Origin of the sequence: Metapseudomonas boanensis, assembly GCF_018704125.1 — a bacterium.
Lineage (GTDB): Bacteria > Pseudomonadota > Gammaproteobacteria > Pseudomonadales > Pseudomonadaceae > Metapseudomonas > Metapseudomonas boanensis.
This window is the reverse complement of the sequence record NZ_JAGTIS010000001.1, coordinates 744,161-765,207: the sequence shown is the minus strand read 5'-3', so window position 1 is coordinate 765,207 and position 21,047 is coordinate 744,161. Positions and strand designations below refer to the sequence as shown.

The 21,047-nt window shown below is 60.5% G+C and carries 22 protein-coding genes and 1 pseudogene; 5 read left to right on the top strand and 18 right to left on the bottom strand.

What is annotated here, in order from left to right:
* Window positions 1–17: 17 nt before the first annotated feature.
* The 5 genes from J7302_RS03600 to sdhC all read right to left on the bottom strand — a co-directional run bounded on the left by J7302_RS03600 (window position 18) and on the right by sdhC (window position 6,343).
* On the bottom strand, window positions 18–2,849 hold the full coding sequence (locus tag J7302_RS03600) for a 2-oxoglutarate dehydrogenase E1 component (RefSeq protein WP_215370375.1): 2,832 nt from the start codon (window positions 2,847–2,849) through the stop codon (window positions 18–20).
* Window positions 2,850–3,096: 247 nt separating this feature from the next.
* A complete protein-coding gene (locus tag J7302_RS03595) occupies window positions 3,097–3,804 on the bottom strand; it encodes a succinate dehydrogenase iron-sulfur subunit (protein ID WP_215370801.1) in 708 nt (235 codons plus the stop codon).
* 26 nt (window positions 3,805–3,830) lie between these two features.
* Window positions 3,831–5,603, bottom strand: coding sequence for a succinate dehydrogenase flavoprotein subunit (gene sdhA / locus J7302_RS03590; protein ID WP_215370371.1), 1,773 nt, complete (start codon window positions 5,601–5,603; stop codon window positions 3,831–3,833).
* A 3-nt stretch (window positions 5,604–5,606) separates the two neighbouring features.
* Window positions 5,607–5,975, bottom strand: coding sequence for a succinate dehydrogenase, hydrophobic membrane anchor protein (gene sdhD, locus J7302_RS03585; RefSeq protein WP_215370368.1), 369 nt, complete (start codon window positions 5,973–5,975; stop codon window positions 5,607–5,609).
* Window positions 5,969–6,343, bottom strand: a complete 375-nt coding sequence (sdhC, locus tag J7302_RS03580) for a succinate dehydrogenase, cytochrome b556 subunit (protein WP_215370365.1) — start codon at window positions 6,341–6,343, stop codon at window positions 5,969–5,971. Before sdhC ends, sdhD begins: the two co-directional genes overlap by 7 nt.
* Window positions 6,344–6,703: 360 nt before the next feature.
* Between sdhC and gltA the strand changes: the two genes are divergently transcribed.
* On the top strand, window positions 6,704–7,990 hold the full coding sequence (gene gltA, locus J7302_RS03575) for a citrate synthase (RefSeq protein WP_215370361.1): 1,287 nt from the start codon (window positions 6,704–6,706) through the stop codon (window positions 7,988–7,990).
* Window positions 7,991–8,046: 56 nt separating this feature from the next.
* Here gltA and J7302_RS03570 read toward each other — a convergent pair whose 3' ends face one another.
* Genes J7302_RS03570 through J7302_RS03560 form a run of 3 tightly spaced genes read right to left on the bottom strand, consistent with a single transcriptional unit; the run spans window position 8,047 to window position 9,817 of the window.
* Complete coding sequence (locus tag J7302_RS03570; protein WP_215370358.1) at window positions 8,047–8,655, bottom strand: START domain-containing protein; 609 nt, start codon at window positions 8,653–8,655, stop codon at window positions 8,047–8,049.
* A 10-nt stretch (window positions 8,656–8,665) separates the two neighbouring features.
* A complete protein-coding gene (locus J7302_RS03565) occupies window positions 8,666–8,956 on the bottom strand; it encodes a YkgJ family cysteine cluster protein (protein ID WP_215370353.1) in 291 nt (96 codons plus the stop codon).
* Window positions 8,957–9,004: 48 nt separating this feature from the next.
* Window positions 9,005–9,817, bottom strand: coding sequence for a hypothetical protein (locus J7302_RS03560; RefSeq protein WP_215370350.1), 813 nt, complete (start codon window positions 9,815–9,817; stop codon window positions 9,005–9,007).
* Between the two features lie 49 nt (window positions 9,818–9,866).
* Between J7302_RS03560 and J7302_RS03555 the strand changes: the two are divergent.
* A pseudogene (locus J7302_RS03555) lies at window positions 9,867–10,153 on the top strand (DMT family protein).
* 66 nt (window positions 10,154–10,219) lie between these two features.
* Here the strand turns inward: J7302_RS03555 and J7302_RS03550 are convergent.
* Window positions 10,220–11,092 (bottom strand): NAD(P)-dependent oxidoreductase, encoded by an 873-nt coding sequence (locus tag J7302_RS03550; RefSeq protein WP_215370307.1) that lies wholly within the window; start codon window positions 11,090–11,092, stop codon window positions 10,220–10,222.
* A 115-nt stretch (window positions 11,093–11,207) separates the two neighbouring features.
* Here J7302_RS03550 and J7302_RS03545 point away from each other — a divergent pair, with 115 nt between their 5' ends.
* Window positions 11,208–11,762: an exonuclease domain-containing protein gene (locus J7302_RS03545; protein ID WP_215370304.1), complete on the top strand. Its 555-nt coding sequence runs from the start codon at window positions 11,208–11,210 to the stop codon at window positions 11,760–11,762.
* 63 nt (window positions 11,763–11,825) lie between these two features.
* Window positions 11,826–12,107 carry a pyrimidine/purine nucleoside phosphorylase gene (gene ppnP / locus J7302_RS03540; RefSeq protein WP_215370301.1) on the top strand — a complete coding sequence of 94 codons (282 nt, stop codon included), beginning with the start codon at window positions 11,826–11,828 and terminating at the stop codon, window positions 12,105–12,107.
* Window positions 12,108–12,206: 99 nt separating this feature from the next.
* On the opposite strand, the gene murB is transcribed toward ppnP, so the two are convergent.
* The 8 genes from murB to J7302_RS03500 all read right to left on the bottom strand — a co-directional run bounded on the left by murB (window position 12,207) and on the right by J7302_RS03500 (window position 19,054).
* Entirely contained in the window at window positions 12,207–13,226 is a 1,020-nt protein-coding gene (gene murB, locus J7302_RS03535) for a UDP-N-acetylmuramate dehydrogenase (protein WP_215370297.1), read from the bottom strand.
* Window positions 13,223–13,684, bottom strand: coding sequence for a low molecular weight protein-tyrosine-phosphatase (locus J7302_RS03530; RefSeq protein ID WP_215370294.1), 462 nt, complete (start codon window positions 13,682–13,684; stop codon window positions 13,223–13,225). Before J7302_RS03530 ends, murB begins: the two co-directional genes overlap by 4 nt.
* Window positions 13,684–14,448: a 3-deoxy-manno-octulosonate cytidylyltransferase gene (gene kdsB / locus J7302_RS03525; RefSeq protein ID WP_215370290.1), complete on the bottom strand. Its 765-nt coding sequence runs from the start codon at window positions 14,446–14,448 to the stop codon at window positions 13,684–13,686. The genes J7302_RS03530 and kdsB overlap by 1 nt, the downstream gene beginning before the upstream one ends.
* The gene (locus J7302_RS03520) at window positions 14,445–14,630 is read right to left on the bottom strand and encodes a Trm112 family protein (protein ID WP_215370287.1); all 186 of its coding nucleotides are present in this window, start codon (window positions 14,628–14,630) and stop codon (window positions 14,445–14,447) included. Before J7302_RS03520 ends, kdsB begins: the two co-directional genes overlap by 4 nt.
* A gap of 40 nt (window positions 14,631–14,670) precedes the next feature.
* Window positions 14,671–15,675, bottom strand: a complete 1,005-nt coding sequence (gene lpxK, locus J7302_RS03515) for a tetraacyldisaccharide 4'-kinase (RefSeq protein ID WP_215370284.1) — start codon at window positions 15,673–15,675, stop codon at window positions 14,671–14,673.
* Entirely contained in the window at window positions 15,675–16,118 is a 444-nt protein-coding gene (locus J7302_RS03510) for an ExbD/TolR family protein (RefSeq protein WP_215370281.1), read from the bottom strand. The genes lpxK and J7302_RS03510 overlap by 1 nt, the downstream gene beginning before the upstream one ends.
* Window positions 16,115–16,750, bottom strand: a complete 636-nt coding sequence (locus J7302_RS03505; RefSeq protein WP_215370278.1) for a MotA/TolQ/ExbB proton channel family protein — start codon at window positions 16,748–16,750, stop codon at window positions 16,115–16,117. Before J7302_RS03505 ends, J7302_RS03510 begins: the two co-directional genes overlap by 4 nt.
* A 72-nt stretch (window positions 16,751–16,822) precedes the next feature.
* Entirely contained in the window at window positions 16,823–19,054 is a 2,232-nt protein-coding gene (locus tag J7302_RS03500) for a DNA internalization-related competence protein ComEC/Rec2 (protein ID WP_215370276.1), read from the bottom strand.
* 163 nt (window positions 19,055–19,217) lie between these two features.
* Here J7302_RS03500 and J7302_RS03495 point away from each other — a divergent pair, with 163 nt between their 5' ends.
* A complete protein-coding gene (locus tag J7302_RS03495) occupies window positions 19,218–19,742 on the top strand; it encodes a DUF2062 domain-containing protein (RefSeq protein ID WP_215370273.1) in 525 nt (174 codons plus the stop codon).
* 60 nt (window positions 19,743–19,802) lie between these two features.
* Here J7302_RS03495 and J7302_RS03490 read toward each other — a convergent pair whose 3' ends face one another.
* A complete protein-coding gene (locus J7302_RS03490; protein WP_215370270.1) occupies window positions 19,803–21,047 on the bottom strand; it encodes a lipoprotein-releasing ABC transporter permease subunit in 1,245 nt (414 codons plus the stop codon).

Here is a 21,047-nt window from a genome sequence, read left to right as displayed (position 1 = left end):
TTCTTCTGCGCGAAGCGTTAAACAGTAAAGGCATCCTGCAGCAGTTTTTCCTGCTGCTCGGCGTGCATCGAGGCGTAACCGCAGGCCGGAGCTGCCGAACCTTCACGGCCGGCGTACTCGAGGAACAGGCCTTTCTTGTGGGCGCTGGCGACACGACGCATGTGATGCTGACTGCAGTACCAGGCGCCCTGGTTCATCGGCTCTTCCTGGCACCACACGATGTGCTTGAGGTTCTTGTACTGGGCAAGTACCTCGGCCAGGTCGTCTTCAGGGAACGGATAAAGCTGTTCGATCCGCACGATGGCGATGTCTTCGCGACCTTCGGCACGACGCTTCTCCAGCAGGTCGTAGTAGACCTTGCCGCTGCACAGGACGAGGCGCTCGACCTTCTTCGGCTCAATCGGGTCGATCTCGTCAATGACGGTCTGGAACGAGCCTTCTGCCAGATCTTCCAGCGTGGAGATCGCCAGCTTGTGGCGCAGCAGCGACTTGGGCGTCAGGGCCACCAGCGGCTTGCGCAGCGGGCGGATTACCTGGCGGCGCAGCATGTGGTAGACCTGGGCCGGAGTCGTCGGAACACACACTTGGATGTTGTGTTCGGCGCACAGTTGCAGGTAGCGCTCCAGGCGCGCAGAGGAGTGCTCCGGGCCCTGCCCTTCGTAGCCGTGCGGCAGCAGCATGGTCAGGCCGCAGAGACGCCCCCACTTGTGCTCACCACTGGTGATGAACTGGTCGACCACCACCTGGGCACCGTTGGCGAAATCACCGAACTGGGCTTCCCAGATCACCAGTGCATTAGGCATGGTGGTCGAATAACCGTATTCGAACGCCAGTACGGCCTCTTCCGAAAGGTAGGAGTCGTAAAGATCGAACTTCGGCTGGGCGTCGTACAGGTGCTGTAACGGCAGGTAGGTACCGGCGTCCTTCTGGTTGTGCAACGCAGCGTGGCGGTGCGAGAAGGTGCCGCGACCAACGTCCTGGCCGGTGATGCGAACCGGATGGCCCTCGAACAACAAGGTGGCGTAGGCCATTGTCTCGGCATAGCCCCAGTTGATCGGCATAGCGCCCGCGCCCATCTTCTGGCGGTCTTCGAGGATCTTCGCAACCTGGCGCTGGACCACGAAGCCTTCCGGGATTTCCAGCAGCTTGGTAGAGAGATCCTGCAGGGTCTTGAGATCGAAGCTGGTGTCGTGACGAGCGGTCCAGGCATGGCCGAGGTAGGGGCGCCAATCGACGAACAGCTCCTTGTTGGGCTCCTTGACCAGGCTCTTGACGACATGCTGACCGTTATCCAGGGCAGCACGATATTCATCGATCTTGGCCTGCACAGCAGCCGTGTCGAGGACTTTCGACTGGGTCAGCGCATCAGCGTAGAGCTCACGGGTCGTGCGCTGCTTGGAGATTTGCTGATACATCAATGGCTGAGTACCACTCGGCTCGTCGGCCTCGTTGTGGCCGCGACGACGGTAGCAAACCAAGTCGATGACCACGTCACGCTTGAACTGCATGCGATAGTCGACGGCCAGCTGGGTCACGAACAGGACCGCTTCCGGATCATCGCCGTTCACGTGCAGGATCGGCGCTTGGATCATCTTCGCCACGTCGGTGCAGTACTCAGTGGAACGCGAGTCCTCTGGACGGCTGGTGGTGAAGCCTACCTGGTTGTTGATGACGATGTGGATGGTGCCGCCCGTCTTGTAACCCCGGGTCTGCGACATCTGGAAGGTTTCCATGACCACGCCTTGGCCGGCAAAGGCCGCGTCGCCATGGATGGAGATCGGCAGCACCTTGTCGCCAGTCTTGTCCTGGCGGCGATCCTGACGGGCACGTACGGAGCCTTCCACTACCGGAGAGACGATTTCCAGGTGGGACGGGTTGAACGCCAGCGCCAGGTGCACTTCACCACCCGGAGTCATGACGTTGGAGGAGAAGCCCTGGTGGTACTTCACGTCACCGGAGCTCAGGCCCTCGGTCTTCTTGCCTTCGAACTCGTCGAATAGGTCGCGCGGGTTCTTGCCGAAGGTATTGACCAGGACATTCAGACGACCTCGGTGGGCCATGCCGATGACGATTTCCTGCAGGCCGTAGGAGCCGGAGCGCTGGATGATCTCGTCCAGCAGCGGGATCAGGCTCTCACCACCCTCGAGGCCGAAACGCTTGGTGCCCGGGTACTTGGTACCCAGGTACTTCTCGAGGCCCTCGGCAGCAGTCAGACGCTCCAGCAGGTGCCCCTGTACGTCTGCCGAAAACATCGGACGCCCACGCACGCTTTCCAGGCGCTGCTGGAACCACTTGCGCTGCTCGGAATCGACGATGTGGGTGAACTCGGCGCCGATGGTGCGGCAATATGTATCATTGAGCGTTTGCTGAATCTCGCGTAGGGTCGCCTCCTCCTTGCCGATGTAGAGCTCACCGGTGCGGAAGGTGGTGTCGAGGTCAGCATCGGTCAGGCCGTAGTGACGAATGGAAAGGTCGGCAGGCGCCGGACGCTTCCAGAGACCAAGCGGATCGAGCGCAGAAGCCTGATGGCCCCGCATGCGGAATGCCTGGATCAGGCGAAGGACTTCGACCTGCTTCTTCTCATGCTCGCTGCTTACAGTACCAGCGGAGACCGGCTGAGCACGGCGCTGGTTCTTGGCGAGCAGGACGAAATGATCGCGTACAGTAGAATGCGAGACGTCAGTGGCGAGGCTGCCGTCAGCCGGCAACTTCTGGAAGTAAGTGCGCCACTCTTCTGGCACAGCGTTGGGATCGTGCAGGTAGAGCTCATAGAGCTCTTCCACATAGGCAGCGTTACCACCGGATAGGTGGGCGCTGTTCCACATGCGCTGCATTTCGCTTTCTTGCATGCTTGGTCACCCTCGATAAGGGGACACCACCGGCGTGGAAACCGCATCGGGCTTTGAAGTCCTGGCATAGCGACTTCGGTAAAGCCACCGAGGATCCCGCAGATAGTCCGGGCACCAGCCCGGTTGCCCCTGCTGGTCATCTATATATTTTTCAAATAAGGAGCACGGCTTTGTGAGCTGCGCTCCTGGTTTTACTGCGATACCGGCAACAAACCGGTATCGCAGGTCTTACGGGTATAACAGTCGATCAGGTACCGCTCTGCAGCAGCATGTTACGTACGTGACCGATTGCCTTGGTCGGGTTCAGACCCTTGGGGCAGACGTTGACGCAGTTCATGATGCCGCGGCAGCGGAACACACTGAACGGATCGTCCAGCGCAGCCAGACGCTCTTCAGTCTTGGTGTCACGGCTGTCAGCCAGGAAACGGTAGGCTTGCAGCAGTGCAGCTGGACCGAGGAACTTGTCCGGGTTCCACCAGAACGACGGGCAGGAAGTCGAGCAGCAAGCACACAGGATGCACTCGTACAGACCGTCCAGCTTCTCTCGTTGCTCCGGCGACTGCAGACGCTCGATCGCCGGAGCGGGCGTATCGTTCTGCAGGAAAGGCTTCACCTTCTCGTACTGCTTGTAGAAGATGCTCATATCGACCACCAGGTCACGAATGACCGGCAGCCCCGGCAGCGGGCGGATCACCAGCTTGCCGCCACGCAGCCCGGCAGCAGTCAGCGGAGTGATGCAGGCGAGACCGTTCTTGCCGTTGATGTTCATACCATCGGAACCGCAGACACCTTCACGGCAGGAGCGACGGTAGGAGAAGCCCTCGTCCTGCTCTTTGATCAGCGCTAGCACGTCGAGGACCATGATGTCCTTGCCGGCGGTATCGACCTGGAAGTCCTGCATGAACGGCGCAGCGTCCTGATCAGGGTTGTAGCGATAAACGCTGACAGTGAGAATGTTGGCTTGCGACATATCGGCCACCCTTAATAAGTACGTACTTTGGGTTCGAACGCCGGAACGGTCTTCGGCGTGAAATTGACGGAGCGCTTGGTAACGCGCTTCTCACCCGGGAAGTACAGGGTGTGGCACAGCCAGTTCTCGTCGTCGCGATCTTCGAAGTCTTCGCGGGCGTGAGCACCGCGGGACTCTTTGCGGACCTCGGCGGCGACGGCGGTAGCCTCGGCCACTTCGAGCAGGTTTTGCAGTTCCAGCGCCTCGATGCGCGCGGTGTTGAAAGCCTGGCTCTTGTCGGCGATCTTCACCTTGGCGATTCGCTCGCGCAGCTCGGCCAGCTGGGCAATGCCCTTCTGCATGTATTCGCCGGTGCGGAACACGCCGAAGTAGTTCTGCATGCAGTTTTGCAGCTCTTTACGCAGCGGCGCGACGTCTTCGCCACTGGTGCGCTCGTTCACACCGGAAAGGCGCTTGAGCGACAGCTCCAGGTCGGTTTCGCTGGCACCGCGGTGCTCGATACCTTCCTTGAGGGCTTTCTCCAAGTGCAGGCCTGCAGCGCGACCAAATACCACCAGGTCGAGCAGCGAGTTGCCGCCCAGGCGGTTGGCGCCATGGACCGAAACGCAAGCCACTTCACCCACGGCAAACAGGCCTTCAACGATCTTGTCGTTGCCATTGGCATCCTGGGTGATGGCCTGACCATGAATGTTGGTGGCAACGCCGCCCATCATGTAGTGGCAGGTCGGGATAACCGGGATCGGCGCAACAACAGGGTCGACGTGCGCGAAGGTCTTGGACAGTTCGCAGATGCCCGGCAGACGACTGTGCAGCACATCCTCACCCAAGTGATCCAGCTTCAGCAGCACATGATCACCATCCGGGCCACAGCCGTTGCCGGCGATGACTTCCTTGACCATGGAGCGCGCGACAACGTCACGACCAGCCAGGTCCTTGGCGTTCGGAGCATAACGCTCCATGAAGCGCTCACCATGCTTGTTGATCAGGTAGCCACCCTCGCCACGGCAGCCTTCGGTCACCAGCACGCCAGCACCGGCGATGCCGGTGGGGTGGAACTGCCACATTTCGATGTCCTGCACCGGAACACCAGCACGCAGGGCCATGCCCACGCCATCACCAGTGTTGATCAGGGCGTTGGTGGTGGACGCATAAATGCGGCCAGCGCCACCGGTGGCCAAGACCACGGCTTTGGAGCGGATGTAGACGGTTTCACCGGTCTCAAGGCAGATCGCGATGATGCCGACGATGGCGCCATCCTGGTTTTTCACCAGATCAACGGCATACCACTCATTGAGGAACGAAGTGCCGCTCTTCAGGTTGGCCTGATACAGCGTATGCAGCAGGGCGTGACCGGTACGGTCGGCCGCAGCACAGGTACGGGCGGCCTGACCACCCTTGCCAAAGTCCTTGGACTGACCGCCGAATGGACGCTGGTAGATACGACCCTGTTCTGTGCGGGAGAAAGGCAGCCCCATGTGTTCCAGCTCGAACACGGCTTCCGGGCCAACGGAGCACATATATTCGATGGCATCCTGGTCACCGATGTAGTCGGAGCCCTTGACGGTGTCGTACATATGCCAGCGCCAATCATCATTCGGGTCGGCCGAAGCAATGGCACAAGTGATCCCGCCCTGGGCGGAAACAGTGTGGGAACGGGTCGGGAAAACCTTGGTGACCACAGCAGTCTTGTGGCCGCCCTGCGCCAGTTGCAGTGCCGCGCGCATGCCGGCACCACCACCACCTACGATGATGGCGTCAAAAGAGAGAGTACGAATGCTAGCCATGGATCAGACACCCCAGAGAATCTGCACACCCCAGACGAAGAACGCGAACATTGCCATGCCGCATACCGCCTGGAAGAGGAAACGCACGACAGTCGCCGCCTTACCCAGCGCCATAGGCGTCAGGTAGTCAGTGGAGATGGTCCACATGCCGACCCACGCGTGAACGCTGAGTGCAACAAGGGCCAGCAGACTGAAGATACGCATCCAGGTGTGGGAGAACAGGCCATGCCATTCGGCATAGGTCAGACCTGGATTGAATACCAGATAGCCCAGCAGGAAGAGAAAGAAAGCCGCGAGAACGACAGCGGAAACGCGCTGAGCCATCCAGTCATAGAGGCCAGAACGCGAGAAGTTCGTGACATTGGTTACCATACCCACACCCCCAGCAGCACGATCAGCACCGCGGAAACGGCGATGACGATTTTCGAGCCCAGCTTGCCGCCCTCGAGCGTCTCGCCGACGCCCGCATCCATTACCAGGTGGCGCACACCGGCAACCAGGTGATAAAGAAGTGCGGACAGGAGGCCCCAAATCACAAACTTGGCCAGCGCGCTGGTCAAACACGCCTTCACCTGCTCGAAGCCTTCCTCAGAGCCCAGCGATTTGTCGAGCGCATAAAGCAGCACGGCAATGCCGACAAAGAGAATGACGCCAGAAATACGATGCAGGATGGACGTGTAAGCAGTGATGGGGAGTTTGATGGTCCTGAGATCTAGGTTTACAGGTCGTTGGCTATTCACGGCTTTTTTTCACACTGAGGCCCCTAACAAACAGGGCAAGTTGTCGGGAAGTGCACTGATCAGGTACCCCTCACCAAAGGGAGTGCCGACCTCCAGAATATGGGCCCAGGGCCCCTGGCGATCGGGCGCTGAGTATAGACAGTTAGCAGACTAATGACAATGCGAAGTCCTGCCCCTAAAAGCGGATTGCGCTGCCTATACAAAAGGCGTAAATAGCCCGCTTTTTTCCACAAAAAACCCGCGCAAACCCCTCTGCTATATGGGTTTCTTCAAATTGACATTCAAATTTATCTCTCTATAGTGTTCCGGGCCCTGCGTGGGGGGCTGTCTGATGATTTCAAGCATAACTAGGAGGCCGCTATGGCTGACAAAAAAGCGCAGTTGATCATCGAGGGCGCAGCCCCCGTCGAGCTGCCCGTTCTGTCCGGTACCGTGGGTCCCGATGTAGTCGATGTGCGGGGCCTTACCGCCACGGGCTGCTTCACCTTTGATCCTGGCTTTATGTCGACCGCCTCTTGCGAGTCGAAAATCACCTACATCGACGGCGACAAGGGCGTATTGCTCCACCGCGGCTACCCGATCGAGCAGCTCGCGGAGAAGTCCGACTACCTGGAAACCTGCTATCTGCTGCTGAACGGCGAACTGCCGAACGCAGACCAGAAGGCCCAGTTCGTAGGCACCATCAAGAACCACACCATGGTTCACGAGCAGCTGAAGAGCTTCTTCAACGGCTTCCGTCGTGACGCCCACCCCATGGCGATCATGTGCGGTGTAGTAGGCGCGCTCTCAGCCTTCTACCACGACTCCCTGGACATCAATAATCCGCAGCACCGCGAAGTATCGGCGATGCGCCTGGTCGCCAAGATGCCGACCATCGCCGCCATGGCCTACAAGTACTCCATGGGCCAGCCGATGATGTATCCGCGTAACGACCTGAATTACGCAGAAAACTTCCTGCACATGATGTTCAACACCCCGGCCGAGATCAAACCGATCAGCCCGGTGCTGGCTCGCGCAATGGATCGTATCTTCATCCTGCACGCCGACCATGAGCAGAACGCATCCACCTCCACCGTACGACTGGCCGGCTCCTCTGGCGCCAACCCCTTCGCCTGTATCGCCGCCGGCATCGCTGCGCTCTGGGGTCCGGCTCACGGTGGTGCCAACGAAGCCGTGCTGACCATGCTGGACGAGATCGGTGACGTCTCCAATATCGAGAAGTTCGTGGCGAAGGCCAAGGACAAGAACGACCCGTTCAAGCTGATGGGCTTCGGCCACCGCGTCTACAAGAACTTTGACCCCCGCGCCAAGGTCATGAAACAGACCTGCGACGAAGTTCTTGCTGAACTCGGCATCAACGATCCACAGCTGGAACTGGCAATGAAGCTGGAAGAGATTGCACGTAACGATCCTTACTTCAAGGAGCGCAACCTCTACCCGAACGTGGACTTCTACTCGGGCATCATCCTGAAGGCCATTGGCATCCCAACCAGCATGTTCACCGTGATCTTCGCCCTGGCACGCACTGTCGGCTGGATCTCCCACTGGAAGGAAATGCTCTCCAGCCCGTACAAGATCGGCCGCCCGCGCCAGCTGTACACCGGATACGAGCAGCGCGATTTCGTGCAACTGGACGCTCGCAGATAACGCAATCGCAACGAAAAAAGGCTGCCAATGGCAGCCTTTTTTACTTTTCATTCACATCAATGCTTCTCAGCACGCTCACGCATCGCCTTCAGAGTGTTGAACGGCGCATCGACAACGAAGCTATTGGCCAGCCAGGAAGGCACGCTACCTCCCGGCTCGGTATGCGCCTGATAGGTGACCTCGACCTCCCCCACTCCTTTCGGCACCAGCTTCCATAAGCCGTCAACGCGATTAACTCTCACGAAGCCCTTGGACTTCGGAAGATAATCCGGCGCAGCCTCCAACAACCGCGTCACACTACCATCCGCTCCCAGTTGCGAGGTGACATGCAGGACCGAGTCCCGCGGCGTGACCGGCCATGGCGTATTGAAACGGGCATAAGTCCAGCTTTGAGCGCCTTCGCTCTTCAATAGCCTCTGCTCCCGGCATTCGTGAATCCAGGCACAAGAGCCCACCACATCCTCTTGGAGGCGGCGCAGCGTCGCAATATCGGTTTTCATGACCGTAACTCCACGATAAGCCTTGTACCGAGAACCAGGCACTTCGCTGAGATAGACCTTGATACCGTCCTCATCCTTGACCAGCTTCCATTCCTCAGCTTCAGCAGCCCCAGCCGCAAGCAATCCAAGGAAGCAAAGCACGGTTACCCTATTCAAAATCCCCATGCCCCCGTGATCAGTTAGGCCCAGCCACAGCCTGCCCGACAGGCTGCATCACCGACGTCGCAGACTCAAGCCAGCCGAGCAGCCGGATTGCCTCTTCCCGGCTTTCACCGCAGACATCGGGATCTGCTTCAAAGGCCGCACATACAGCTGGACGGCGAGGATCGCCGAAGAGCTGGCAAAGATTATCGATGGAAAGATGCAGGCAGCGCTCGCCTGCAGGCTTGCCTTGCGGCATTCCCGGTATTGGCGAACTGATTGATGGGGCGATGCAGCAGGCGCCGCATCCGGCACGGCATTTCATGGTGTCGAGACCTCAGGAACCACGAGGAAGCTTGAAGGGATGCTTATTTTACTTGGGCACCTGATGCAATGGCATAGCCCCACCTGCGTTGCCGGATAGATATGCGACCAGTTGACGATCGCGGACCTCAAGCCGCACGTCGGTCTGACTCACAAGATCAATCCATTGGAAGCTCTCGGATGCGGCGCAGAAAGTACGCAAGGTAGACACCAGACAGCCTGCATCTCGACCGCCCTCTCCCGGTTCTGCAAAAACGGCGCGGCCATCGGCAGCATCCGCCCTCGAAACCACTTTGGCCGGCTCCAGGAAGCGCTCCCCAAGCTCCCGACTCCAGCTGAGATAGAGACGATTCAGTCGCGAATCAGTTACCTCAACCGAGAGTCTTACCCCCTGCCAATGATCATCCGAAAAAGTGACCCTGTAAGGGCTCACCATGCCATTGCCGCACCGCAGATGCCCGCGCAGGATCAACCTGTCCCCCTGACGCTCAAAGCTTTCCAGGCTCTGCTCCAGACACAGCAGGTCTCGCCGCTCGACCAGACGCGACTGCCAATACCCTTCGCGCTCACGACGATGGCCGTTACCGGCGCCAACGAAACCACCCTGCACCGCCCATAGAACTTGGGCCGGCTGCCCTTGAGCATGTATCGAAAAGCCATGCCCCAGCCAACTGAGCCGATACCGACCAAAATCGAAGCCTCGGGGAACAGCGAAGGCAGGCGGCACGACCAGTTCTACCACCAAAGGCCTGTTATTCCACGCGTTCTGGATGCGCATAGCCATGATTACAGCCCCCAACCCAACCAAGGCCAAAAAAGCAGCAATCCGCCAAAAACGCATCAACAGCCCCTTTTCACCCATTCCAACGACCAGTAGGTTATTGCGCCATCATTCCATGGAGCGAACCAGCATGCCGGTATGGATACAGACCGCCGCCCTGCTCGCGCTGTCCAATAACTTCATGACCTTTGCCTGGTACGACCACCTGAAAACCCTCAACACCAAGCCTTGGGTGATTGCTGCATTGATCAGCTGGGAATCGCCTTGTCCGAGTGCATGATCATGGTTCCGGCCGACCGCATCGGTTACACCGAGATGCAGGTAGGCCAGTTGAAGATCATGCAGGAAGTGATCACCCTTGCCGTGTTCGTACCCTTCAGCGTCCTCTACATGCAGCAGCCACTGAAGCTCGACTAACTGTGGGCAGGACTTTGCATGCTAGGCGCGGTTCACTTCATTTTCCGCGCCTGAGACAGGCACCAGCTAACGAGGAGTCTTGAGCCGGGCAATCAGGCTGGACGTATCCCAGCGCCCTCCTCCCATGGCCTGGACTTCGGCATAGAACTGATCAACCAATGCAGTAACCGGCAGTTGCGCTCCATTGCGCTCGGCCTCCGTCAGGACGATGGAAAGGTCTTTACGCATCCAGTCCACAGCAAAACCGAAGTCGAACGCCCCTTCAAGCATGGTCTGGTGTCGATGCTCCAGCTGCCACGACTGTGCCGCGCCCTTGCTGATCACTGCCATCGCACCATGGGCATCCAGCCCGGCGCACTGTGCGAAATGCAAGGCTTCGGCCAGGCCCTGCAGCAGGCCACCGACGCATATCTGATTGACCATCTTGGTCAACTGGCCGCTACCGACCGGCCCCATGAGGCGAACCATCTTCGCGTAGCTTTCGAGCACCGGCGCGGCACGATCGTAGAAGACCTGTTCGCCCCCGACCATCACTGACAGCATTCCGCTCTCGGCACCAGCCTGGCCCCCAGAGACCGGCGCATCGAGGAAACCGAGTTCACGCTCTGCCGCCAGCACAGCCAACTCGCGAGCGACGCCAGCCGATGCAGTGGTGTGATCGACGAGGATTGCGCCTGGCGACATGCCCGCAAATGCACCATCCGCCCCCAATACCACCGCACGAAGATCATCATCATTGCCTACGCAAACCATGACGAGGTCAGCTCCCTGCGCGGCCTCACGCGGGGTCGGGAAGGCATCACCGCCAAACTCATCGCACCACAACTCGGCCTTCGCCGGAGAGCGGTTGAAGACGCGCACCGAATGCCCTTCGCAGGCCAGGTGACCAGCCATGTGGAATCCCATCACGCCCAGCCCGATAAACGCTACATCAGCCATCTCTCACCTCCATCGTCGGTCTGCTTGAAGACTAACACGTGGTTTGCGACGCCGCGAAAGCGCTTCCATACTCGCCTCAGGCCGGCGATAGCGCCGTACTGCCAAGGAGACCTGCATGCCGCACTGGCTGGTAATTGACCTGGAAGCCACCACAGAGGAAGGGGGCTGGCCCCTAGAAGAGATGGAAATCATCGAAATCGGTGCCACCCTGGTGGCCGCCGACGGACATGAGCTTGACCACTTCCAGCGCTTTGTCCGACCGCAACGGCGCCCCTGCCTGACCCAGTTCTGTCGTGCGCTTACGCACATATCCCAGGCTGATGTGGACAGCGCCGCTCCCCTGCCCCAGGTCTGGCCGGTGTTCGAGCGCTGGCTCGGCAAGCACCGTTCCCGCCTGGCAGGTTGGGCCAGCTGGGGCGACTATGACCGCAAGCAGCTGGAGCAGGACTGGCGCCGCCACGAACTCAACAGCCTGCTGGCCGGGGTCCCTCACTTGAACCTCAAGCAACGCTTCGCCGAGGCCCGCCAGTTGAAGCGCGCAGTAGGCTTGAATACCGCGTTGCAGCTTGCCGGCCTGAACTTCCAGGGCCAACAGCACCGAGCCCTTGAAGACGCACGTAATACCGCACGACTGCTGCCGCTAGTCCTTCCAGCCCATCGACAGGGCTAGTGACGCTGGGAACCGCGTTGGGCATACTGTCGGCCCATTTCAGCCCCTATCCAGGATCCCCGCATGTTCAAGGTCAACGAGTACTTCGACGGCACCGTTAAATCCATCGCCTTCGGCATGAACGACGGCCCGGCCACCATCGGCGTCATGGCTGCCGGCGAATATGAATTCGGTACCAGCCAACTGGAAGTGATGCACGTCATCGCTGGCGCCCTGACCGTCAAACTGCCAGGCAGCGACAGCTGGGAAACCTTCGCTGCCGGCAGCCAGTTCACCGTTCCGGCCAACAGCAAGTTCCAGCTCAAGGTTGCCCAGGACACTGCGTACCTGTGCGAATACCGCTGAGTTGCGCTGATCGATAAGTAACCGGCCTTCAGGCCGGTTATTTTGTGGGCAGGCGCCCAATAGAAGACTGCTGGCGTACGCAGGCAGCGACAGGCCTGGTCAGATCACGTTCGGCTCCATCTCAAGCTCCACGCCAAAACGCACGGCAATGTCAGTCTGGATGCGCTGCGCCAGCGCATGCAACTGCGGTCCGGTGGCAGCTCCATAGTTGACCAGCACCAAGGCCTGCAAGCGATGAACGCCCGCATCGCCTTCGCGGAAGCCTTTCCAGCCCGCCCGCTCGATCAACCAACCCGCCGCCAGCTTTACCTGCCCGTTTGCCTGCGGATAGGCGACCAGATCGGCACACTCCGCACGCAGGCGCTGCGCCAGCTCAGCACTGACCAGGGGGTTCTTGAAGAAACTCCCGGCGTTGCCCAACTGCGCAGGATCCGGCAGCTTCTCACTGCGGATCGCACAGATGGCACGACTGACATCGCGCGGCGCCGGTGCCTCTATACCTTCAGCCTGAAGCCACTGCCGCACAGGGCCATAATCCAGATGCAATTCCGGTAAACGACTCAGCCTGAAACGAACCTGCAAGATCAGCCAGCGGCCGGCTTCGCGCTTGAATAGACTGTCACGATAGGCGAACTCGCATTCCTCGAGATCGAAATCGCGGATCTCGCCGCTCTCCCGGTCCAGGGCCGACAGACCGGCGAAAACATCCTTCAGCTCGACACCATAGGCCCCAATGTTCTGCATCGGGGCAGCACCAACAGTGCCAGGGATCAGACTGAGGTTTTCCAACCCTCCCAATCCCTCATCAAGACTCCAGAGCACGAAGGGATGCCAGGCTTCCCCTGCTTCGGCTTCCACCGTCACACGGATGCCGTCGTCAGCAAGGATTCGGATCCCCCGACTGGCCATGCGCAGCACTAATGCATCCACGTCTCGGGTCAACAGCAAGTTGCTGCCACCGCCGATGACCAACAGCGGCAGGCCGCGATCGGCAGCCACCTGAAGCGCCTGACGCACCTCGGCTTCGTTATGAGCCTCAGCGAAAAGGCGTGCCGTGACATCGACTCCGAAGGTATTGAAAGGTTTGAGAGAAACGTTCTCGCGCAGATTCAAGCTCACAGGCGCCCCTTGATTTCATCGATCAGCGCATCGCAAGCCTGCTCGATCAGGTCCAGCACCGTCTCGAAGCCATCCTCTCCGCCGTAGTAGGGGTCGGGCACTTCATCCAGGGCAAGCTCATAGCGCTGCAGAAGAAGGTCAAGCTCGGCGCCCGCTCCAGAACGAAGCCGCTGCAAGTTGGCCAGGTTGCTCTTGTCCATGGCGAGAATCAGGTCGAAGCGACCGAAGTCAGCAGCCTCCACCTGACGTGCGCGCAGTTGCGACAAGTCATAGCCACGGCGCTGGGCCGCGACACGGGTACGGGCATCGGGCGCCTTGCCGACGTGCCAATCCCCGGTGCCGGCCGAGTCGACCTGCACCTGCTCAATAAGGCCAGCTTCCCACAGCTTGTGGCGCAGGACGCCCTCAGCAGTCGGGGAGCGACAGATATTGCCCAGGCAAACGAAAAGAACCTTCATCAGGCACCTAGCAGGCGCCGGACGCGCTCAAGGTCTTCCGGGGTGTCGACACCTGCCGGCGGTGCGTCAAGGGCATCAGCTACGTGGATGCGCACGCCATGCCAGAGCGCGCGCAGCTGCTCCAGAGACTCGGTGTTTTCCAGCCAACACGGCCCCCAGGCCACGAAGTCATGAAGGAACCCAACCCGATAGGCGTATATGCCGATATGGCGCCGATACGGGACATCATTCGGGAGTTGGTCAGGATTCGCGGCAAAGGCATCCCGAGCCCATGGCAGAGGGGCGCGGCTGAAGGTCAGCGCCAGGCCATTCAGGTCGGTAGCGACTTTCACCACATTGGGATTGAACAGCGCTTGCGCCTCATGGATTGGCTCAGCCAGGGTCGCAATGCCCGCCTCAGGATGCGCAGCCAGGTTTGCCGCAACCTGGTCGATGATTGCAGGAGGGATCAAGGGCTCGTCGCCCTGCACATTGACCACGATCGCATCGTCGGTGAGGCCCAGCTGCGTGGCAACCTCAGCCAGACGGTCAGTGCCGGAATTATGATCGGCCCGAGTCAACAGCACTTCAGCGCCGAATCCCTGGCAAACGTCGACAATACGCGCATCGTCAGTGGCCACCACCACGCGCTGTGCCCCGCTGCGACGAGCCTGCTCCCAGACGTGCTGGATCATGGGCTTGCCAGCAATGTCTTGCAGCGGCTTGCCCGGCAGGCGAGTGGAGGCGAAACGAGCAGGGATAACGACGGTGAAAGCCTGGCTCATTTGTCCAGCCGCTCGTCAACGCTGAGGGGACGGGCCTCACCTTCCAACATCACTGGGATGCCATCGCGCACAGGAAAGGCCAAGGCATCAGCCTTGCAGATCAGTTCGCTCTTGTCGTCGGCCAATTTCAACGGGCCCTTGCACAGGGGACAGGCGAGGATGTCGAGCAGTTTCGGGTCCATGGGGAATTCCTTGAGTCGGCAGCCGCAGGGCTACCTGGAGTTAGAAGCGGTTCGGCAGCAAGCGGGCCAGTTGCACGTCGAACCAGGCGACGAAGGCCTCCGAGGGTACGGCGTCGACCGCCAGGTACCACCAGTCGGCAGCAGCAAAGGCCCGGCACTTCACCGCATCCTTTTCCGTCATCAGCAGCGGCAAGTGCGGCGTGAAATTCAGCGCCTCAGCGCTATAGACAGCATGATCAGCAAAGGCATGCGGAATCGGGCGCCAGTTTAACGCCTCCAGGGTCTTGAAGAAACGCTGCGGATTGCCGATACCGGCGACCGCGTGTACCGCCTGCTCTGGCAAAAAGTGCCCCAGCCCGACGCGGTCCCCGGAGCGAACATTGACCAACGCAGTAGGCCGCAATTGCATTCCATAGCCATCATTGCTGTCAAAGGCGGCTCCATTGCACAACACGGCATCAACGCTTTGCAAACGCTCGGCGGGCTCGCGCAACGGGCCAGCTGGAAGACAACGCCGGTTACCAAGGCCACGAGCGGCGTCGATCAGTACCAGCTCCAAGTCACGCGCAAGACGGTAGTGCTGCAGTCCGTCGTCACTGAGAATGAGGTCCAACTTGTCGACTTCCAGCAGCGCACGCACCGCACGCGACCGGTCCGGGTCGATCACCAGAGGCACGCCGCTGCGCTGGACGATCAGCAATGGCTCATCGCCCACCTGCTCAGCACCCTGCTCTGCGGTGACTCGCCAGGGAAGTTGCGGCGGCTTGGCACCATAACCGCGACTGACCACGCCGACCCGCAACCCACGGGCACGACAGTGTTCGATCAGCCAGAGAATCAGCGGCGTCTTTCCGGTACCGCCAACTGTGATGTTGCCAACGACGACCAAGGGAACTGGTGGACGATAGGTATCGGCCTGCCCCGCGAGGAAAGCAGCACGCTTGCGTTCCGCCACTCGTCGATAAAGCGACTCGAGCGGGCCCAGCAGGGCGAGCGCGGGATGCCCTTTGTACCAGGCATCCAGCAGGCGATCGGAGAAATCCATCAGGGTTTGGCCGCATCCGCCTCGACGGTCGTCATCCGCAGGTGGCTGAAGCCCAGCTTGCCGGCGGCGTCCATCGCGGTGACAACCGATTGGTGGGTGGTGCGTGCGTCTGCCGAGATGACCAGGGGCAGGCTGTTGTCGCCCTCGGATTCGCGGCCCAAGGCGCTGATAAGGGTCGCCAGGTCGCTCTTCATCAGGATCTGGCCGTTGAGCGAATATTGACCATCGGCGGCAATGCTCAGCTCGAGCGTCTTGAGTTCGGTTTCCTGCGGCGGCGTACCGCTGACCGCCTCGGGCAACTCGATCTTCAACTGACTGGGCTTGCTGAAGGTCGTGGTCACCACGAAGAACAGGAGAAGCACGAAGATCACGTCGATCAGCGAAGTCAGGTTGAGGAAGACCTCTTCACGGGCAACGTTGCCCGCCCGGCGGCGGAACTTCACGCTTTGGTTTCCTCTGCGAAATCCACTTCACGGTCGCCCTGTACGACTTCCACCAGCTTGATCGCTTCCTGCTCCATGGCCACCACCAGTTCATCGACCCGACGCAGCAGATAGCGGTGGAAGAACACCGCAGGAATCGCAACGATGAGGCCTGCAGCAGTTGTCACCAGAGCCTTGGCAATACCGCCCGCCAGGATGGGGGCATTGGCCATGCCGTTTTCCATGAAGCCACTGAAAATCTCGATCATGCCGAACACTGTGCCCAGGAGGCCCAGCAGCGGAGCCATGGCGGCGATGGTCCCCAGAGCGTTGAGATAGCGTTCCAGTTCATGGATGACTCGGCTGGCCGCCTCTTCGATGCACTCTTTCATGATTTCGCGGCCATGCTTGGAGTTAGCCAGCCCCGCAGCCAGCACCTCGCCAAGCGGGGACGATGCCCGCAACTCCTTGAGCCTCTGGACATTCAGTTGTTTGTCCTTGATCTGACGCCAGACCTGCCCGAGCAGGTGAGGTGGAGATACACGGCTTATACGCAATGTCCATAGACGCTCAGCGATGATGGCGGTGGCGGCGATGGAACACAGAATAATCGGCAGCATCATCCAGCCGCCGGCTTTGACCAGCTCCCACACGGTAGGAAATCCCCTTCGGAAAATTGGCGCCACTCTAGCATAGGGGCAAGCCCTCGCCGACCGCCGCTGTTCTCATTTTTCCCTCCAGAACACGGGCTTGTCGCGATAGGCTTCTGCCTCGACATAGTGGCCAAGCCGGATAAGGAGTGCCCCACGCTCTGCCGTATCCAGGATAGCTGCCGGCAGACCCATAATGCGTGAAACCACCAGCGGGTGCGGATGCCCATAAGGATTATGCGCCCCACGTGAAATCAGCACGCGCTCCGGGGCTACGGCCCGCAGAAGTATTGGTGAAGATGATGTCCGGCTACCGTGATGGCCAGCCACCAGCCAACGCGCTCGCAGGTCTTGGGTACCGGCGACCCAGGCAGCCTCACCACGCGCACCGAGATCACCGCTCAAGAGCATGCGCTCGCCCCTGGCCTCGACGCTGAGTACGCAGGACTTGTCGTTACTGTCCTGGGCGCCAGGCCATTGCCAGGTTGCGAACCTGACCCCATCCCAACTCCATTCGTCACCCGCCTTGCAGCCACTCGCCGCGAGCTCTGCTGGCAGGCGATCAGGTTCGCCGCTGACCACCCCTTCGACAGCCAGCCCTCGCTGCACAGCCGAGGCGCCGCCGGCATGGTCCGAGTCCGCGTGGCTTAGCAGCATCAGGTCGAGACGATCCACACCCAACCCTCTCAGTACCGGCACGACGATTCGCTCACCAAGATCGAAGTCTCCCCTTCGTGGTCCTGCATCGTAGAGCAGCGCATGTTCGCGAGTCCGCACGAGGACCGAGAGCCCCTGACCCACATCGAGTAGCCAGATGTCCGCATGCCCCACCAACGGACGTGGAGATGGGGGGAACAGAGCCGGAAGCAAGAGCATCGCACCGAGAGCCCGCAGGGGGATACCGGCAGGCAGGAGCAGGAGAATCACCCCCAATGCGCCCAACGCCCATCCCCACAGCGATACCACCTCAGGTATCCAGGCAGGCCATTGCCCGGCAATCCAGGCCAGAAGAATGAACAACCAGTCCAAAGCTCCGCCCGCCAACCACAAAAGACCCTCGCCAATGACGGGCACAGGCAACGACAAGGTCCCGAGCAAGCCCAGCGGAAGCACAATAAGACTGACCCACGGCACAGCCACCAGGTTCGCCAGAGGCCCGCTGATACTGATCGGAAGGGCCAGCGCCACCATCAGGGGTGCCAGCCCCAGCGCCATGGTCCACTGCGCGCGCCACCACGCCTGCCACCATATCCATGCGCCTAGACGCCCACCGAATACCAACAGAAGCAGTGCAACGGCACCAAACGACAGCCAGAATCCTGGCTGCAGGACCACGAGGGGGTCAGTCAGCAGCACCAGGCACAACGCCAACAACAGCGGCGTGACGATGCCCAGGTAACGAAAGCGCAAGCGCCACAGCAATACCACCGCGATCATCACGCAAGCCCGTCGGACCGGCACATCGAACCCTGCAAGAAACCCGTATCCCAATGCTCCTGCGAACGCAGCAGCGCAGGCCGCCGGTAGCCACGGCACGCGACCAGGCCAAAACCCAAACCGCGCGAGCAACGCGACGAACCCATAAAGCACGCTTGCCAGCAGTGTAATGTGCTGCCCAGAGATCACCATCAGGTGGGTCGTGCCGGTATCCTGCAAGATGCGCCAGTCCTTCGAATCCAGCCCCGAACCGTCCCCCATAACCAGCGCGGCAAGCCCACCCTGGCGCCCATGGGCGTCGACCTGTAGAAGACGCTGACGCAACTGGTCGCGCCAAGCGGCAGGTCCTTCCGCTGGCTCGAGGCGCTCCCCGGCTTTCACAGAGCCCGTACCGCCGATATGCCGACCCAGAAGCCAGGCTTCGTAATCGAAGGTCGCCGGATTGACCAACCCCCTAGGCTGCTTGAGGGTAACGGCGAGGCGCCAGCGGTCGCCGGCGTGGATTTCCGGCCCACCGTGCCACGCCAACCGCAAACGGCCAGGTAGGCGAGCGCGACGCGAGGTCAGATCCGTCAGCTCGAATCGGGCCACACCATCATTGCGCTGAGGCAGACCAACCACCCGTCCTTCAAGCCAGCGCGTCTGCCCATCAAGCCCGGGCTCCAGTCGGTCGTCGAGCGCCCATTGGGCTGCCAGGCTCGCCCAGGACAATCCGACAAGAAAAAAACCCAGTCGCCAGCCTCTTCCTGCTAGCAGCAGCACACCGAGCAGGAGTTGCGGCCACAACCACCAGACAGGTGGGAGCATTGGCAGCGCCCGCAACAGCAGGAGACCTGCTGCAAACGCAGCCAGCCCTGAATGCAACGACATATACCCCCCTTCCCTGGGATTGGCAGTCCGGAGATCGGCCTGCGTTGTCGGCTTTTGCTGGGGAAGCGACGACCCACCACATTAATCCGCCGACACAAACTGAACCGGCAGTGTCACTTCTTTGTGTGCATAATACCGGCGCTTCAATCGCCAGAGAGTCCCCATGCCGCGTCGTATCTTCAAGCGCTACATGCCCCACCCGGACACCATCAGGGAACACAAGTCCCTGCGCTTTCTCGGCTCGCTCATCCACGACCCCAATCTCTGGCACCTCAACCGTCACTCGGTCGCGCGCGCGATGGCCATGGGTCTGTTCGCCGCCTTCATCCCCATTCCGATGCAGATGCTCCTCGCCGCAGGCCTGGCCATTATGGTCCGCGCCAACCTGCCGATCTCGGTGGGCCTGGTCTGGCTGACCAACCCGATCACCATGCCGCCCGTGTTCTACTGCACCTACAAGCTCGGCGCCTGGCTGATGCAAGTACCGCCACGCGTGCTGCCCGATGAACTGACCTGGAACTGGATCACTCAGGAACTCAGCAGCCTCTGGCAACCTTTCCTGCTTGGCTCGGTAGTCTGCGGCGTGCTGACAGGCATCCTGGGCTATGTGCTGACGATGCTCTACTGGCGCTGGTGGGTGGCCCATAGCTGGCGCAAACGCCAGAAAGCTCGCCGGAAAAGTCGCTGAAACGAAAAACGCCGCATCAGTGCGGCGTTTTTCGTTTAGCGGGCAAGAACCGCAGCGCCATCACTCGTAGCGCAACGCCTCAGCCGGTTGAGTCTGGGCCGCGCGCCATGCCGGGTAAAGCGTGGCGAGGAAGCTCAGCGACAGCGCAGCAGCACAGATCAATAGCACATCCCCGACCTGCAACTCGGACGGCAGGTAGCTTACGAAGTAGACATCCGAGCTGAAGATCTGCCGACCGCTCGCACGCTCCAGAGCGGCAATCCACTGACTCACGTTAAGCGCGGTGATCGTCCCGAGCACGGTGCCGATCAGCGTACCAACCGTGCCAATCACCGAACCCTGCACCATGAAGATCGCCATGATCTGCCGCGGCGTGGCGCCCAGCGTACGCAAGATCGCAATGTCGGCACGTTTGTCGGCCACCACCATGATCAGGGTAGCGATGATGTTGAACGCCGCCACGGCCACGATCAGCAGCAGGAGCAGACCGATCATGGTCTTTTCCATTTTCATTGCGCTGAAAAGGCTGCCCTGGGTGTGAGTCCAGTCATCGGTGCGGTAGTCCTGTCCGAGCTCGGCCACGATCTGCCGCGACACTTCGGGCGCCATGAACAGATCCTTCAGGGCAATTCGGACGCCTTGCACCTGGCCGTCCTTCAGACGCTGGATCGCCGAGGCATCGACAACATTGATCAGCGCCAGCGAGCCGTCCAGTTCTGCGCCCACCTTGAATACGCCAACGACGGTCAAGCGCTGCATGCGTGGCGTTATACCGCCAGGCGCGCTGCTTACCTCGGGAACGATCAGCGTCAGCTTGTCGCCAACATTGAGACGAAAGCGACGTGCCGAGATTTCGCCGATGACGACGCCGAACTCGCCGGGCACAAGCGCGTCCAGATCGCCCTGGACCATGTGTTTTCCAATGATGGAAACCTTGGACTCTTCACGCGGATCGATGCCGTTGATCTGCACCGGCTGCATCATGCCCTTGTAGGAGAGCATCCCCTCCAACTCGGCGAAAGGCACTGCGCCGACCACCTCGGGATGCTTCATCGCACTGTCAGCAACCTTGCGCCAGTCGTCCAGAGGCTGCTCGGCGCTCAACGTGGCGTGAGGAACCATGCCCAGGATGCGCGAGCGCATTTCCTTCTGGAAGCCGTTCATGACCGAGAGCACCACGATCATGGCCAGCACGCCCAAGGCCAGGCCGATCATTGAGGTCAGCGAAATGAACGAGATGAAATGGTTGCGACGCTTGGCGCGCGTATAGCGGGCGCCAATGAATATCGACAGGGGTCTGAACAT